The sequence below is a fragment of the Micromonospora ferruginea genome, from assembly GCF_013694245.2.
Classification (GTDB): Bacteria; Actinomycetota; Actinomycetes; order Mycobacteriales; family Micromonosporaceae; genus Micromonospora; species Micromonospora robiginosa.
The window spans coordinates 3,578,316-3,593,223 of the sequence record NZ_CP059322.2; the positions used below are offsets into that span (position 1 = coordinate 3,578,316).

At 71.5% G+C, this 14,908-nt stretch carries 16 protein-coding genes, 1 tRNA gene and 1 pseudogene; 8 read left to right on the plus strand and 10 right to left on the minus strand.

What is annotated here, in order from left to right; all coding sequences use genetic code 11:
• Positions 1 to 85 precede the first annotated feature (85 nt).
• From H1D33_RS15310 to H1D33_RS15325, 4 genes are all read left to right on the plus strand, one after another.
• Positions 86 to 727 (plus strand): DUF998 domain-containing protein, encoded by a 642-nt coding sequence (locus H1D33_RS15310; RefSeq protein ID WP_181572483.1) that lies wholly within the window; start codon positions 86 to 88, stop codon positions 725 to 727.
• A gap of 42 nt (positions 728 to 769) precedes the next feature.
• Positions 770 to 1,141 carry a YciI family protein gene (locus H1D33_RS15315; protein WP_181572482.1) on the plus strand — a complete coding sequence of 124 codons (372 nt, stop codon included), beginning with the start codon at positions 770 to 772 and terminating at the stop codon, positions 1,139 to 1,141.
• A 64-nt stretch (positions 1,142 to 1,205) separates the two neighbouring features.
• Positions 1,206 to 2,444: an RNA polymerase sigma factor gene (locus H1D33_RS15320; protein WP_181572481.1), complete on the plus strand. Its 1,239-nt coding sequence runs from the start codon at positions 1,206 to 1,208 to the stop codon at positions 2,442 to 2,444.
• Between the two features lie 418 nt (positions 2,445 to 2,862).
• A complete protein-coding gene (locus H1D33_RS15325; protein ID WP_181572480.1) occupies positions 2,863 to 3,447 on the plus strand; it encodes a dihydrofolate reductase family protein in 585 nt (194 codons plus the stop codon).
• Positions 3,448 to 3,724: 277 nt separating this feature from the next.
• Here the strand turns inward: H1D33_RS15325 and H1D33_RS15330 are convergent, their stop codons facing one another.
• On the minus strand, positions 3,725 to 4,951 hold the full coding sequence (locus H1D33_RS15330) for an RNA polymerase subunit sigma-70 (RefSeq protein WP_246412095.1): 1,227 nt from the start codon (positions 4,949 to 4,951) through the stop codon (positions 3,725 to 3,727).
• Positions 4,952 to 5,095: 144 nt separating this feature from the next.
• Between H1D33_RS15330 and H1D33_RS15335 the strand changes: the two are divergent.
• A pseudogene (locus H1D33_RS15335) lies at positions 5,096 to 5,385 on the plus strand (SMI1/KNR4 family protein); the annotation flags it as partial.
• 496 nt (positions 5,386 to 5,881) lie between these two features.
• On the opposite strand, the gene H1D33_RS15340 reads toward H1D33_RS15335, so the two are convergent.
• Together H1D33_RS15340 and H1D33_RS15345 are read right to left on the minus strand one after the other, a co-directional pair.
• Positions 5,882 to 5,953: transfer RNA gene (locus tag H1D33_RS15340), tRNA-Val, on the minus strand.
• Between the two features lie 50 nt (positions 5,954 to 6,003).
• A complete protein-coding gene (locus H1D33_RS15345; protein ID WP_246412093.1) occupies positions 6,004 to 6,504 on the minus strand; it encodes a TIGR02611 family protein in 501 nt (166 codons plus the stop codon).
• A 273-nt stretch (positions 6,505 to 6,777) separates the two neighbouring features.
• On the opposite strand from H1D33_RS15345, the gene H1D33_RS15350 reads away from it, so the two are divergent.
• Complete coding sequence (locus tag H1D33_RS15350) at positions 6,778 to 7,209, plus strand: SsgA family sporulation/cell division regulator (protein WP_007457244.1); 432 nt, start codon at positions 6,778 to 6,780, stop codon at positions 7,207 to 7,209.
• Positions 7,210 to 7,287: 78 nt separating this feature from the next.
• Here the strand turns inward: H1D33_RS15350 and H1D33_RS15355 are convergent, their stop codons facing one another.
• Positions 7,288 to 8,064 (minus strand): glucose 1-dehydrogenase, encoded by a 777-nt coding sequence (locus H1D33_RS15355; protein WP_181572479.1) that lies wholly within the window; start codon positions 8,062 to 8,064, stop codon positions 7,288 to 7,290.
• Between the two features lie 159 nt (positions 8,065 to 8,223).
• Between H1D33_RS15355 and H1D33_RS15360 the strand changes: the two genes are divergently transcribed.
• Positions 8,224 to 9,138: a helix-turn-helix transcriptional regulator gene (locus H1D33_RS15360; protein WP_181572478.1), complete on the plus strand. Its 915-nt coding sequence runs from the start codon at positions 8,224 to 8,226 to the stop codon at positions 9,136 to 9,138.
• A gap of 7 nt (positions 9,139 to 9,145) precedes the next feature.
• Entirely contained in the window at positions 9,146 to 9,601 is a 456-nt protein-coding gene (locus H1D33_RS15365; protein WP_181572477.1) for an RrF2 family transcriptional regulator, read from the plus strand.
• Here the strand turns inward: H1D33_RS15365 and H1D33_RS15370 are convergent, their stop codons facing one another.
• From H1D33_RS15370 to H1D33_RS15395, 6 genes are read right to left on the minus strand one after another with little or no spacing between them, the layout of a single operon-like run.
• Positions 9,602 to 10,216: a malonic semialdehyde reductase gene (locus H1D33_RS15370; protein ID WP_246412091.1), complete on the minus strand. Its 615-nt coding sequence runs from the start codon at positions 10,214 to 10,216 to the stop codon at positions 9,602 to 9,604.
• Positions 10,210 to 10,773: a flavin reductase family protein gene (locus H1D33_RS15375; RefSeq protein ID WP_181572476.1), complete on the minus strand. Its 564-nt coding sequence runs from the start codon at positions 10,771 to 10,773 to the stop codon at positions 10,210 to 10,212. Before H1D33_RS15375 ends, H1D33_RS15370 begins: the two co-directional genes overlap by 7 nt.
• The gene (locus H1D33_RS15380) at positions 10,770 to 12,104 is read right to left on the minus strand and encodes an LLM class flavin-dependent oxidoreductase (RefSeq protein ID WP_181572475.1); all 1,335 of its coding nucleotides are present in this window, start codon (positions 12,102 to 12,104) and stop codon (positions 10,770 to 10,772) included. The genes H1D33_RS15375 and H1D33_RS15380 overlap by 4 nt, the downstream gene beginning before the upstream one ends.
• 11 nt (positions 12,105 to 12,115) lie before the next feature.
• Positions 12,116 to 12,967 (minus strand): ABC transporter permease, encoded by an 852-nt coding sequence (locus H1D33_RS15385; RefSeq protein ID WP_246412089.1) that lies wholly within the window; start codon positions 12,965 to 12,967, stop codon positions 12,116 to 12,118.
• Positions 12,960 to 13,775: an ABC transporter ATP-binding protein gene (locus tag H1D33_RS15390; protein WP_181572474.1), complete on the minus strand. Its 816-nt coding sequence runs from the start codon at positions 13,773 to 13,775 to the stop codon at positions 12,960 to 12,962. Before H1D33_RS15390 ends, H1D33_RS15385 begins: the two co-directional genes overlap by 8 nt.
• Positions 13,772 to 14,803: an ABC transporter substrate-binding protein gene (locus H1D33_RS15395; RefSeq protein WP_181572473.1), complete on the minus strand. Its 1,032-nt coding sequence runs from the start codon at positions 14,801 to 14,803 to the stop codon at positions 13,772 to 13,774. Before H1D33_RS15395 ends, H1D33_RS15390 begins: the two co-directional genes overlap by 4 nt.
• Positions 14,804 to 14,908: the final 105 nt, after the last annotated feature.

The window sequence follows — 14,908 nt, forward strand, 5'->3', positions numbered from 1 at the left end:
TTGCGTGATCCAGCTCACGCTGGAGAACGTCAAAGTTCGCGGTGCGGCCACGAGGTAGCGGCAAGCATCCGCCAAGGAGGAAGTCATGGCCACCGTCCCCGCCACCGTTCCCGCTGCCCGCCGCTCGTCCGACCGCCTGCTCCTCGCCGGCGCCCTCGCCGGACCGGTCTTCTTCGCCTCGGCCGTGACGCAGATGCTCACGCGGGAGGGCTACGACATCACGCGGCACCCGATCAGCCAGTTGGCCACCGGAAGTCTCGGCTGGATCCAGATCACCACGTTCGTGCTCGCCGGCCTCGGCGGGATCGCCCTCGCCGTCGGCGTCCGGCGTGTGCTCACCGAGGGCACCGGCCGGCGTGTGCTGCCGATCTTCATCGGGATCTTCGGTGCCGGGCTCGTCGCGGCCGGGGTGTTCACGATGGATCCGGAGTACGGCTTCCCGGTGGGGACCCCTGACCGGCCCGTCGACGAGATGTCCTGGCACAGCATCGCGCACTCGGCGGCGGCTGCTGTCGCCTTCACCGCGTTGGCCGTCGCCGCCATCGCGCTGACCATCCGGTACGTCCGCCGTCGGGCCGCCCTGCCGGCGGCGCTGAACGGCCTCGCCGCGCTCATCCTGCTGATGCCGATGTCGCCGAGCCACATGAGTATCCAGATCGCCGTGAACGGCCTGGTCGCCTTCACCTGGACGACGGTCGTCGCCCTCTCTCTGCGCCGTTCGAGCTGATCGGCGTAGCGTGACCCGATCCCCGCGAACACAAGGATGATCATGAAGTATCTGCTGCTCAGCTACACGCCGGCCGCCGCCTGGGACGCCGCGACCGCCGACACCCCGTCCGAGGAGGCGCTGGCCGCGTTCGCCGCGTACCAGCGGTTCGAACAGGAGCTGATCGAGACCGGCGAGTTCGTCAGCAGCGAGGGACTCGGTCACCCGGCGGTCAGCACCACGGTCCGCAAGACCCCGACCGGCGTGGTGGCCACCGACGGCCCATTCGTCGAGCTCAAGGAGGTCCTGGCCAGCTTTGCCGTGATCGACGTGGACAACCAGGAGCGGGCCGTCGAAATCGTCTCGCGGATGGTCGAGGTTCTGGGCGAGCCGATGGAGATCCGGCCGATAGTGGGCGCGGACTTCGCGGCATGACCCGCCGCGTCCAGCCTCGCCGGACGGCGGCAGGCCGGGAGGGCACCCGAACGGCAGTACCGGCGTGACACCGGATGTCGAGCACCTGCTGCGCACCGAGGTGCCGCAGGTTCTCGGCGCGCTGGTGCGGCGCTTCGGCCGCTTCGATATCGCCGAGGACGCGGTACAGGAGGCACTGCTCGTCGCGAGCCGGGTGTGGCCGACGGACGGTGTGCCGGAGAACCCACGCAGCTGGCTGATCCGGATCGCGTACCGGCGGATGGTCGACCTGCTCCGTACCGACCAGGCCCGCCGCCGCCGTGAGCGGCACGCCGGGATGAGCGAGCTGGCGATGCGGGACCCGACCCGCCAGGCGGGCCCTGCGCTGGAGACCGACGACAGTCTCACGCTTCTGCTGCTCTGCTGTCACCCCGCGCTGAGCCCCACCTCCCAGGTGGCGCTCACGCTGCGCGCGGTCGGCGGCCTGACAACGGCGGAGATCGCACACGCGCACGGGACGACCGAGAACACCATGGGCGCCCGGATCAGCCGCGCCAAGCAGCAACTGGCCCGGGCCGGCGCCCGGTTCACCCCGCCGACCGACGCCGACCGCGACAGCCGGATGAACGCTGTCATGCAGGTGCTCTACCTGATCTTCAACGAGGGCTACACCGCCTCCACCGGAGACGCACTCACCCGCGTGGACCTGACCCGCGAGGCGATCCGGCTGACCCGCATGCTCCGCGCCTCCCTGCCGGACGACCCCGAGGTGACCGGGCTGCTCGCCCTGATGCTGCTCACCGAGTCGCGGCGCGCTGCCCGTACTGACGGCGACGAACTGGTGCCGCTGGACGAGCAGGACCGGACACGGTGGGATCCCGAGCTGATCCGCGAGGGCACGGAGCTTATCGACAGCGTCTGGCGGCGGCGCGAGGTCGGCGCGTACCAGCTGCAGGCGGCGATCGCGGCCGTGCATGCTGCGGCTGCGGCGCCGGACCGGACGGACTGGCCGCAGATCGCGGCGCTGTACCTGGGACTGGAACGGCTCAGTCCGACCGCGCCGGTACGGCTGAGCCGGGTGGTCGCAGTCGCGCACGCGTACGGGCCGGCCCGGGGGCTGGCCCTGCTCGACGACCTCAACCGGGGCTACCACCTGGACGAGGAACCGCTGACCCGGCAACGCGAACGCGCGATCCGCGCACATCTGCTTGAGATGACCGGTGACACAGCCGGCGCGGCGGCGTTGTACCGCGAAGCAGCCGCCCTAACCCACAACCAGGTCGAGCAGCGATACCTCCAACGCCGAGCCCACCGCCTCGGCTGACCGATCGTCGGCCGGCACCCGGACATCGGCATGAGCGGACGTCGTCGGCCTGCGAACTCGAGCCGCGGGTGCTGACGCTTTCGGGCACGCCGAAGCCGGCGAAGACCACATCGGTGTTCTCTGGGAGGTCACGCGGCACCGCTCGACCGCATCACCGCACGTCAAAGCGTCGTCCCCTGTCCGGTGTCGGTGAGCACTTCGGGAGCGGTGACCACTTCGCCGATCTGCTCCCAAGTGCAGGGCCAGACCATCGAGTGCCCTGACTACGAACGTTCACGGTGTTGGCTGACACGCCGTTGGCCTGCGGTGCTTCAGTCCGGAACGCGAGGACTACCTGCGGACGCAGATCGCGCACCGATTAGGTTTTCGCGCCGTGCCCGTCTGTACGTGTGAGATCGACTCACAGGAGGCTGGCACGATGCGGAAACTGATCTTCGCCATGAACGTGACCCTGGACGGCTACATCGCCGCGCCCGGCGACGACCTCGGCTGGAGTGGGGGTGAGGGACCGGACTCGTCGTCGAGCGACGAGCTGTTCCAGTGGTGGTCCGACCGGGTGGGGGCGACAGGCCTGACGCTGTATGGGCGCAAGATGTGGGAGGCGATGAGTTCCCCCTGGCCGACCGCCGACCAGCAGCCCGGCGCCACCCCGGCGGTGATCGAGTTCGCCCGCCGCTGGCGGGACATGCCGAAGGTGGTGTTCTCCTCGACGATCGACCAGGTCGACTGGAACACCCGCCTGGTCACCGGCGACGCGGTCGCCGAGATCACCCGGCTCAAGGCCGAGGACGGCGGCCCGATGGACATCGTCGGCGCCACACTTGCCGCAGCGGCCATGCGGGCCGGGCTGATCGACGAGTACGTGCTGGTCACTTACCCGGTCCTGGTGGGCGGCGGCACGCCGTTCTTCACGGCCCTGCACAGCTGGGTGAGCCTGAACCTGGTGGAGACGCGGACGTTTCCCGGTGGCGTCGTGCTGACCCGGTACGAGACGAGGCGATGAGTACGGGCCAGACGCTCGGCTCGTGAGGCCACCGTGACCCTCGGCTACGAGGAAACCTTCCCCTGGCCCTTCCTTGCGTTCCGAGTGAGCTGTGGACCGACTTGCTGGAGATGAGGGACAGCGGCGTCGTTGATTGTGACGGTGCAGTTCGGGCTTAACGCCGGCCCGTCAGCGGGGCGGTGTTCGCGTTCCGGCGTTGGTGTTCAGCTCGTCGGAGTGCTCGTTCGACGGTGACGGCGGCCGGTGCGCTGGACTCGTCGACGATGGGGCCTTTGTCTTATGACAGCGCCGGAGGCAGGCCCAGCCACGGTTTGTCGGTGGCGTCGAATCCGGTGAGCTCGGCGATCTTCCCGTCGACGATGTGCAGGACCGCGACGGTAAACAGCCGGTACTGCGGGTCGTCGGGGGTGCGGAGGTACAGCGCGGCGGCTGGCATGCGGTTGATCGTCGTGGTGACACAGCGCCAGTCGTCGTAGCCGGGCTTGAAGAGCCCGTTGGAGACCCAGCCGTCCATCGCGTCGTCGGCCGTCATGACCGAGGTGCCCGGCTCGGCCGGCATCGCGAAGCGCAGGTCGTCGCGCAGCAGAGCCGTCAGCGCGTCGAGGTCGTTGCGCTCGTGGGCGTCGATATACGACTTCACCACGCCGCGCTCGTCATCGGACAGCTCGTGGGTGGCGGGGCTCCGCCAGTCGAGGCGGCGTTCGGGCAACTGCTCGCGCATCGTCACACGGGCCCGCTGCAGTGCGCTGGTCACCGATGCGACGGTCAGCTCGAGGGCGTCGGAGGCCTTCGACGCCGGCCAGCCGAGGACGTCGCGCAGGATGAACACCGCCCGCTGCCGCGGCGGCAGGTGCTGGACGGCGACGATGAACGCCAGCTCGATCGTCTCCCGCGCCACCACCGATTCCTGCGGGTCCTCGGGGAGCATCCGGTCGGGGTACGGCTGCAGGTACAGCACCTCGGAATCGGAGCCGGGCAGCCCGGACGGTACGGGTGTGCGGTCGTTGCGCTTCTCCAGGAAATCAAGGCAGGCGTTCGTCGCGATCCGGTACAGCCAGGTCCGCAGGGCAGCGCGACCCTGGAACGACTCCCGCTTGTTCCACGCTCGCAGGAACGTCTCCTGCGTCATGTCCTGAGCGTCCGCGTAGTTCGCGAGCATCCGGTAGCAGTGCACCTGCAGCTCACGCCGGTGGCGCTCGGTCAGGAGCGCGAACCGCCCGGAATCCTCCGCGCGTACCGCCGCGATGAACGTGGCCTCGTCGGCGCCCAGCCGTCTGGCGTCGGTCATGGTCTTTAATCCTTCCACCGGTTCGAGCGAGCTACCAGAAGCGACGACGTGGCGGAAGAATTCTGATCGGTAAAAGCCGCTGACACCGAGCCGTTCGTCGGAGCGGATGGGCAGGGTCGATCCAGGGGAGGCGCTCCGGGGCAGGCACACCCTCGATGCCGAGGTGGGGTCGCCGCGGTAGCCGATGAACACCTCGTCCAGCGCCCACATCAGCATCGCCGGGCCAGAGCCTCATGCCTTCCACCACGCCAACGTCAGCGGTCTCGCACTTCACGCGGCTAGTTGTGCCGTGATCATGAGCGTTCGAGGTGTTGGGGTCAGGCTAGGGTGGTTCGAGCCGGCGATCACGAAGGTGCGTAGCGGCCCGAACACCCTGCACCCAGCCGAACCTCATGGGCTGAAAACCACATTGGCGTGTACACGCTCGCGGCGATCGGTCGAACTGCTGACTTCAGCCTCTGCGGCGATCTCGGCAGCACGTTCTGGGTAGCCGAATGGGGCTACCCCGCCATCGGCATCTACATCGCCGACTGCCCGTCGGCGGGTCACGACCTGATCGCCCTCGACTACCACTCACTGTCCTTGCTCCCGACTTCGAAACCTTCGTGGCAGGTCCCGTCGAGCAGTCCGAGTACGACATCGACGACTGATCGCCGGATCCGCGACGGTGTGATTGAGCCGGTCAGACGTTGAAGCGGAACTATGAGCCCAGCGGGTCTATCAGCGGCTACGACTGCTGATACCTGCTCGCACGCCGTCTCAGGCTGCGATGATTGGCCACCGCTTGACGACGTTTGACGGCGTCTTGTGCCCCCTGTGTGCCCCGACCGCCTCCTTGCCTGGGCGCAGGCCAGCTCATCTATGTTCGGCCGGTGGAATACGGAACCTTCGCTCCCCTGGGCCTGGCCGCGTGCGCAGGGTGCAGTTGCCTCTTCCTTCTCGCCGGCGTAGGGCTCCTGGCGGCTTGGTGGAAGCCGAAGGACTGACACATCATGCGTTCCGGTCCAGTCTGCCCCTGACCTCTCGCTTGTAAGTTCTGGGCGCCTCGGCGACTCCCTGAGCCACTGACGAGAACTGCTGTACAAAGCTGCTGTACGCAAGCAGAAAGGCCACCTCCCGAAGCCGGGAAGTGGCCTTTGACCTGCGTGGGCGATACTGGGATCGAACCAGTGACCTCTTCGGTGTGAACGAAGCGCTCTCCCGCTGAGCTAATCGCCCTCAGCGCGCATGACTCTACCCGATCGCCGGCCCGGACCAAAAACCGGGTCTCAGTGCGTCGCGAGGTAGTGCAGCGCCCGCGCCACCACGTCGATGCCGAGGCTGTACTTCAGCGACAGCCACACCACGACGGAGACGAAGACGAGCCCGATGAGGCCGAGCGCGAAGCGCACCGGCAGCGATCTGCTGGTCACCCAGCGCGTCCAGGAGTTGACGTGGCGGCGGGTGAAGGCGAGCAGCCGGCGGGCCCAGTGGAACTCGACCGCCCAGACACCGAGGCCGGCGATGACGAGCAGCCAGCCGGGGCCGGGCAGCGGGATGAGCGCGATGCCGACGGTGACCACGAGGGCGCCGAGGATGCCGATGAAGATCTTCAGGGCGACCCGGCCGGTGGGGTTGGCGCGGATGAGGTCGAGCGTGCTGTGCACCCGACCTCGCCAGCCGCGCCGCCGGCGCGGAATGAGAGCGCCTGGCGAACGCCCGTCGACCGGCACCTCACACCCCCGATCAGCCGCGGCCCTGGTCGCCACCGAGGTGTCCCTCGTGACCATTTCCACCCCCAGTGTCGCCCGCGACCGTCACCCCTGCTGACGACTGGACGTTACCGGAGTAAGTCGACGACTGAACCACCCGTTGCCGGGCGGAACGACGGAGTGGGCGGAACCGGAAATTCTACGCGGGATCCCATGGTCCTGCGGGCTTTCCGACCCCCTTCCCACCACTGGGTGAAGTCAGCGTATGGCGGAGCGTAGCCAGGAGCAGCACCTGAGTATGGGAAAAGCGGGACACGCGCGTTCCGCAGCGGTGCCGGGGGGAGAACGTCCATGAGTGTCATCCGACCGACGACCGTAGAGGTCGAGACGTCGCTAAGGCTCGTCGCGCCTGACGCCACCGCCTTGCCGGTGCGTGCCAGCCTGCGTTACGACCCTGCTGACCCGTATGCGGTCCATGTCCTGTTCCATGCCGAGTCCGCCGGCGGCGAGGCGGTGAGTTGGTCGTTCGCCCGCGAACTGCTGGTCACCGGTCTCGACGAACCGGCTGGCATCGGTGACGTCCGGGTCTGGCCGTGGGCCACCCCGCGCGGCGACTTCGTCGCGCTGGCGCTGTCGTCCCCGGACGGCAACGCCCTGTTCGAGGTCCCGCGCAGCGTGCTGGTGCGCTTCCTGCGCCGGACCTACGTCGTCGTCCCGCGTGGCCGCGAGGCCGAGCACCTGGACGTCGACACCGCGGTGAACCGGCTGCTCGCCGGTCGCTGAGCACGACCACACCCGGGGCCGCGCGGATCTGCCGAGTCCGCGCGGCCCCGGGTCGTCTCACCCCAGGGGGTACGCGGGTCAGCCGCGCGTGGTGATCCCACCGTCCACCGGGATGACCGCCCCGGTGAGGTACGCGCCGGCGCGTGACGCGAGGTAGATCGCGGTGCCCGCCATGTCCTCGGGGCGGCCGATGCGGCCCAGCGGCACCTGCTGCTCGATGGCCGCCCGCGACTCCGGGTCGTCCAGCGCGAACGCCATCATCTTGCTCTCGAACGGGCCGGGCGCGATCGCGTTGACCGTGATCGCCTCGCCGGCGAGCTGGTGGGCGAGGCCGCGGGTGAGCATGTGCACGGCCGCCTTGGTGGCGGAGTAGGCGTACACCTCCATCCACGGCACCCGGAGCCCGTCGATCGACCCGATGTTGATGACGCGGGCCGGGTCGTCGGCGTCGGCGGCGGCGCGCAGCGCCGGCAGCAGCGCGGTGGTGAGCCGGAAGACGGCCTTGACGTTGACCGCCCACAGCTTGTCGAACGCGCCCTCGGGGTATTCCTCCAGCGGCGCGCCCCAGGTGGCGCCGGCGTTGTTGACCAGCACGTGCAGCCGGTCGTGGCGCTGCCGGACGGCTTCGGCCAGCGCCAGCGCGCCGGCGTCGCTGCTCAGGTCGGCCGGGATGGCCTCGCAGTGCCCCTCGGCGGAGAGTTCCTTGGCGACCGACTCGCACACGTCGGCCTTGCGCGAGGAGATGATCACGCGGGCGCCGGCCCGGACGAATCCGCGCGCGATCATCAGCCCGATGCCCCGGGAGCCACCGGTGACCAGGACCGTCTTGCCGTCGACCGAGAACAGATCCGTCATGCCCATCCCATCGCCGTTTTCCGCCGGTCGCGGCCGTCGGCCGGCCCGCGCCTTACCGACCGGTAACGTAACCGTCCGTCGTGTGCGTCGACAAGAGCGCCCGGCCGGGGCGAAACCGCCGAGATGCAACGTGCTGTCCGGCCGGTTACCGTCGAGGAGATGGTCACTACCGGTCAGCCCCCGCCGGCCACCCGCACCGGCCTGTCGGAATCCCGCCTCGACCCCGACGAGATCGTCACCGGCGCGCTCGACGACCTCACCCCCGCGCCGGGCTGGCCCCGGCCGGTGCTCCTCGATCGTGACCTGCTGGTCCTGGTCACCCACGGACACGGCGCCGCCGAGCTGGACTTCCGGGCCGTGCCGTGCCGCCCCGGCACGCTGCTGCGCGCCCGTCCCGGCCAGGTGTTGCGCTGCGTCGGCACGCAGCTCGACGCCACGGTGGTGAGCTGGGGGCCGGACGCGCTGCGCGGCCTCGACGTCGACCCGGACGCGGTGCCCACCCACCGCCAGCTCGCCGGCGAGGACGAGGACGCGGTGATCAGCGAGGTCACCCAGTTGGCCGTGGACGCCGACCGGCACGCGCTGGTGCCGGCCGCCGCGGCGCTGCTGCGCCACCAGCTCGCCGTGCTGCTGCTGCGGCTGAGCCTGCTGCCGCACGCCGGCCAGGCGCCGACGCCGCGCGCCGAGGCGGAGACGTTCCGGCGGCTGTGCCGGGAGGTGGAACGCGGCTACCGGCAGACCCGCCGGGTGGAGGACTACGCCGCCCAGCTCGGCTGCTCGGTGCGTACCCTCACCCGGGCCTGCCTGGCGGTGACCGGCCGCAGCGCCAAGCAGGTCATCGACGAGCGGGTGGCGTTGCAGGCCTGCCGGCTGCTGGCCGCCACCGACGACCCGATCGCCCGGATCGGCCGGCGGCTCGGTTTTCCCGAGCCGACCAACTTCGGCCGGTTCTTCACCCGGGAGGTCGGGGTGAGCCCGGGGGCGTTCCGGGCGGCCCGGGAACAGCCGTTGCCCGTCCGTCCGGTGCGTCCGCGCCCGCCCGCCGACTCCCCCGTGCCGGCCGGCCGGGCATGATGGCACTGTGCAGATCTCCGCGCGCGGCGACTACGCGGTCCGGGCGGCCCTGAGCCTGGCCACCGCGTACCCCACCCTGCTGTCCACCCAGGCCATCGCGGCGGAGCAGGACATGCCCCGCAAGTTCCTCGAGGCGGTGCTGGCCGACCTGCGCCGGTCCGGGATCGTCCGGGCCCAGCGCGGCGCGGAGGGTGGCTACACGTTGTCCCGGCCGCCGCGCGAGGTCACCATCGGGCAGGTGTTGCGCGCCGTCGACGGTCCGCTCGCCGGGGTACGCGGGATGCGACCCGAGGAGACGAAGTACGAGGGCGCGGCGGAGAACCTGCCCCGGCTCTGGGTGGCGGTGCGCGCCTCGGTGCGGCGGGTGGTCGACGAGGTGAGCCTGGACGAGCTGGTCAGTGGCCGGTTGCCGGCGCACGTGCGCAAGCTGACCACCCAGCCGGACGCGTGGGAGCCGCGCTGATCACAGGGTGGTGACCACCTCCTCGTAGGCCAGCCGGGGCAGGCGTGGCCGCTCGGCGCCCGGCGCGGGCCGGCCGATGTTCATCAGCAGCAGCACCCGGTGCCGCCCGTCCGGGAAGAACTCGCGTTCCACCCCGGCCGGGTCGAAGCCGGCCATCGGCCCGGCGGCCAGCCCGGCCGCGCGGACGCCGACCACCAGGTAGCCGATCTGGAGCGCGGCGTTGAACCGGGCCTGCGCCTCCCGACCGGCCGGGTCGCCGGTGAACCAGTCCCGCGCGCCGGGGCGGTGCGGGAACAGCTCGGGCAGCCGGTCGTGCCAGTCCACGTCGGCGGCGAGCACCGCGGTCAGCGGCGCGCCGGCGGTCTTGTCCCGGTTGCCGGCGCTGACGTGCGGCAGCAGCCGTGCCCGGGCGGCCGGCGAGCGCAGCAGCAGCACCCGCAGCGGCTGCGCGTTCATCGCGGTCGGGCCGTTGCGGACCAGGTCGTGCACGGCCCGGACCTGGGCGTCGTCGACCGGCTCGGCGGTGAACGCGTGGGCCGTGCGGGCCGCCCGGAACAGCAGGTCCTGGGCGGCCCGGTCCAGCGCGAGCAGTTCGTCGGCGGGGGCGGTCACCACGACTCGGACCAGTCCTCGACCGTCGTGGTGTAGCGGCCCCGGTGGTGCAGCAGCGGGTCGCCGTCCTCGCCGGCGCCGAGCGCCAGCGGCTCGCCCAGCACGATCGTGTGGTCGCCGGCCTCGATCTGCCGGACCACCCGGCACAGCAGCACGGCCAGCGCGTCGCCGATCAGCGGCACCCCGAACGGGCCGGTGCTCCAGCCGGGGTGCGCGGTGAACCGGTCGATGCCGCTGGTGGCGAAGATCCGCGCGATCTCCTGCTGGCCGGAGGCGAGCAGGTGCACGGCCACGTGCTCGGCGTGCGCGACGGTCGGCCAGCTCGACGACGCGCGGCCGAGGCAGACCGACACCAGCGGCGGGTCCAGCGAGACCGAGGTGAACGAGGTGGCGGTGAAGCCGGCCGGGGGCAGCGTCGGCAGGAGCCGGTCGCCGCGCAGGCCGGGCGTGGTGACCACGGTGACCGTGGACGCCTGGCGGCGCAGCAGGCCGCGGAACGAGTCGACGTCGACCGGGCGCAGCTCGACGGTGCCGGTGGCCGGCCGGTCCACGGTGGTCACGACGCCACCAGCTCTCGGACGGCGTGGACGCTCGCCGGGCGGGGCAGGCCGTAGTGCTCGCGCAGCGTGCGGCCGGTGTAGGCGGACCGGAACAGCCCGCGCCGGCGCAGCAGGGGTACGACGTGGTCCACGAAGGCCTCCAGTCCGTGGGGTAGCAGCGGTGGCATGACGTTGAAGCCGTCGGCGGCGCCCTGGGTGAACCAGAGCTCGATCTGGTCGGCGATCTGCTCCGGGGTGCCGACCACCACCCGGTGCCCGCGTCCGCCGCCGAGGCGGCCGATGAGCTGCCGCAGGGTGAGCCGGTCGCGCCGGGCCAGGTCGACGACGAGCTGGTAGCGGCTCTGGTGCGACTGCACGGCGGTGGCGTCGGGCAGGTCGGGCAGCGGCCCGTCCAGCGGCAGGCCGGTCAGGTCGAGCCCGGTCATGCCGGAGAGCTGGGCGAGGGCGTGCTCGGGCACGATCAGCGCCTCCAGTTCGTCGGCGAGGGCACGGGCCTCGGCTTCCGTACCCCCGATCACCGGCGCGATACCGGGCAGCACCTTGACCAGGTCCGGGTCGCGGCCGGCGTCGGCGACGGCCCGCTTGAGCGCGGCGTGGAAGGCCTGGCCGTCGGCGAGCGTCTGCTGCGCGGTGAACACGGCCTCGGCGTAGCGGGCGGCGAACGCGATGCCGTCGGCGGACGAGCCGGCCTGCACCAGCAGCGGCCGGCCCTGCGGCGGTCGGGGCGTGTTGAGCGGGCCGGCCACCCGGAACCGCTCGCCGGCGTGCGCGATCTCGTGCACCCGGTCGGTGTCGGCGAAGACGCCGGCGGCGGTGTCGAGGACCAGCGCGTCGTCCTCCCAACTGTCCCAGAGCTTGATCGCCACCTCGACGTGCTCGGCGGCCCGGCGGTAGCGGTCGGCGTGCGCGGGATGGTCGTCGAGGTTGAAGTTGCGGGCCTCCCGCGCCTGGGCGGAGGTGACGATGTTCCAGCCGGCCCGGCCGCCGCTGAGGTGGTCGAGCGAGGCGAACGCGCGGGCCAGGTTGAACGGTTCGGTGTAGCTGGTCGAGGCGGTGGCGATCAGCCCGATGTGCTCGGTGGCGGTGGCCAGCGCGGCGAGCAGCGTGAGCGGTTCGAAAACGGCCTGGATGTTGTGGCGGACGGCCGGGCCGACGGCCAGCCCGTCGGCGAGGAAGACCGAGTCGAGCGTGCCCCGCTCGGCGATGCGGGCCAGCTCCTGGAAGTGGCGGACGTCGCCGAGGCGGGCGGGGTCGGTGAGCGGGTGCCGCCAGGCGGCCTCGTGGTGGCCGACGCCCATCAGGAAGGCGTTGAGGTGCAGGGTGCGGGTCATGGCGGGTCCTCTCAGGCGGTGGTGACGTCGACGCGCCAGGTGGAGAAGCGGCGTTCCCCGGCGACGAGGAGCTGGTTGACCACCAGCCCGATGGCGGAGATGGTGACGATCCCGGCGTACATGTCGGGGATCGCGAAGTTGTACTGCGCGTAGTTCACGAGGTAGCCGAGGCCGGCCTTGGCGCCGACCATCTCGGCGGCGACCAGCACCAGGATCGAGTAGGCCCCGGCCAGCCGGACGCCGGTGAAGATGGTCGGCACGGCCGCCGGCAGGATCACCTTCTGGAACAGCCGCAGGTGGTTGAGGCCCATCGAGCGGGCCGAGCGGACCAGCAGCGGGTCGACGCCCTTCACGCCGGCGACGGTGTTCAGCAGGATCGGCCACGAGCAGGCGTAGAGCACCAGGGCGATCTTGGAGGTCTCGCCGAGCCCGAGGATGAGCACGAAGACCGGCAGCAGGGCCAGCGCGGCGGTGTTGCGGAACACCTCCAGCAGCGGGCTGAGCAGGTCCGCGAGGGGTCGGTACCAGCCGATCAGCAGGCCGACCGGGATCGCGGTGACCACGGCGAGCGCCAGGCCGGTGAGCGAGCGGGTCAGGCTGGCGCCGACGTGCTCGGCGAGCTGCCCGCTGCGCAGCAGCTCCCACCAGGCGACGAGCACCTCGGACAGCGGGGGCAGGAAGACCCGGTCGACCAGGCCGGTGCGGGGCACGGTCTCCCAGATCGCGGCCAGCGCCAGCAGCGCGACGCTGCGGTGCAGGGCCCGGCCGCCGAGCGCGAGCAGCCGCCCGGACCGGGCGGGCACGACGGCCGCCGGGGACGGGGCGGGCCGGGTCACGGCGGGTCGTTCGGCGACGTCAACCAACGCGGGCCTCCTCGCGGACGGCGGACTGCGCGGCGCGGACCTCGTCGCGCAGCAACGTCCAGATCTGGTGCCGGTGGTGGCGGAACGCGTCGGTGGAGCGGACGTCCTCCTCCGCCTCCCGGTCGCCGAGTTCGATGTCGATGACCTGCTTGATCCGGCCGGGGCGCGACGTCATCACGGCGACCCGCTGCCCCAGGTGCACGGCCTCGTCGATGCCGTGCGTGATGAACACGATCGTCTTGCCGGTGGCCTGCCAGATCCGCACCAGCTCGTCCTGGAGGGAGTCGCGGGTCTGCGCGTCGAGCGCGGCGAACGGCTCGTCCATCAGCAGCACGTCCGGGTCGTACGCGAGGCTGCGGGCGATGGCGACGCGTTGCTTCATGCCGCCGGACAGCTCGTGCGGGTAGCGGTCGGCGAACCCGGTGAGGCCGACCAGTTCCAGGTGGTGGGCGACCCGTTCGGCGCGTTCGGCACGGGGCAGGCCCTTGGCCTCCAGGCCGAACGCGACGTTGCCGGCGGCGGTGCGCCAGGGCAGCAGCGCGTACTGCTGGAAGACGATGCCCCGGTCGAGGCCGGGCCCGGTCACCGGGCGGCCGTCGACCAGCACCTGCCCGCCGGTCGGGGTGGCCAGCCCGCCGAGCAGGTCGAGCAGGGTGGACTTGCCGCAGCCGCTGGGGCCGACGACGACCAGGAACTCGCCGGGGCGTACGCCGAGGGTCACCTCGTCGAGCGCGGTGACCGCGCCGCCGCCACGCCGGCCGGGGAAGACCTTGCGCACCCGGTCGAAGAGGATCTTGTCGGTGCTCATGCGCCACCGCCGGGGTTGGCGAACGCGTTGAACCGGTTGGTGTAGAGGTCGCCGGGCTTCGGCCGGGCGCCCTTCAGCTCGCCGGCGTCGGCCAGCCAGTCGATCCAGGTGGCGAACTCCCGGTCGGTGATCACGCCGCCGGCCTCGGCCACACCGCTGGACTTCCAGTAGTCGACCAGGGTGGCGTCCTCGTTGCGGCCACGCTTGCCGATGACGGCCTTGAGCCGGGCCACCACCGTCTCGCGCGGCTGGGTACGCGCCCACTCGATCGCCTTGCCCACACCGGTGACGAACGCGCGGACGGTGTCCGGGTTGCGGGCGATGAAGTCGTCGCGGAAGACGTAGCTGCCGGCGCTGAACGCGCCGAGCAGTTCGTAGTCGGTGAACACGGTGCGGATGCCGCCGCCCGCGACCGCCTTGTCGCGGATCACGCCGCCGAGCACCGCGACGTCGATCTGCCCGGCGCGCAGGGACTGTTCGGTGTTGACCGGCGGCAGCGCGACCAGCTCGACCCGGCCGATCTCGTCGGCGGTCAGGCCGCCCCGGGCGAGCCAGGTGCGCAGCACGGCCTCGGCGTGCGCGCCGAGCGTGTTCATGCCGACCCGCTTGCCGATCAGGTCGCGGGGTCCGCGGATCGGGCTGCGGTCGAGCACGTAGTAGCCCTGGAAGGTCTGCGCGTCGGAGCCGTAGTAGCTGACCACCGCCGTGATCGGGGCGTTCGCGGCCTGGAGCTTGACGATCGCGCCGTTGAACGCGCCGCCGAAGTCGCTCTGGCCGGTGGCGGTGGCCTGGATGTCGGCGGGGCCGCCGGTGACGTTGCCGATCCAGTCGAGCTTCACGTCGCCGAGGTAGCCGAGGTCGGCGGCGAGTTCGGGGAGGGTCACCTGACCGACCGAACCCTGGTAGCGCAGGGTTTTCGTCGGTGCGCCGCCGGCGGCGGCGTCGGCGCCGCACCCGGTGGCGGCGGTGAGGGCGAGCAGGGCGACGGCGGCGGCGAGGGCACGCCGCGGCGATCGGGTCGAGGGCATGGCGGTGTCTCCTGATCTGTCCACGAAGCGGTGGAGGGGGCCCGCGTGGGGCCGGAGCGCACGCCGCACCGCGCCGGGCCACGATGCGCCGGCGGCGGGAACGGA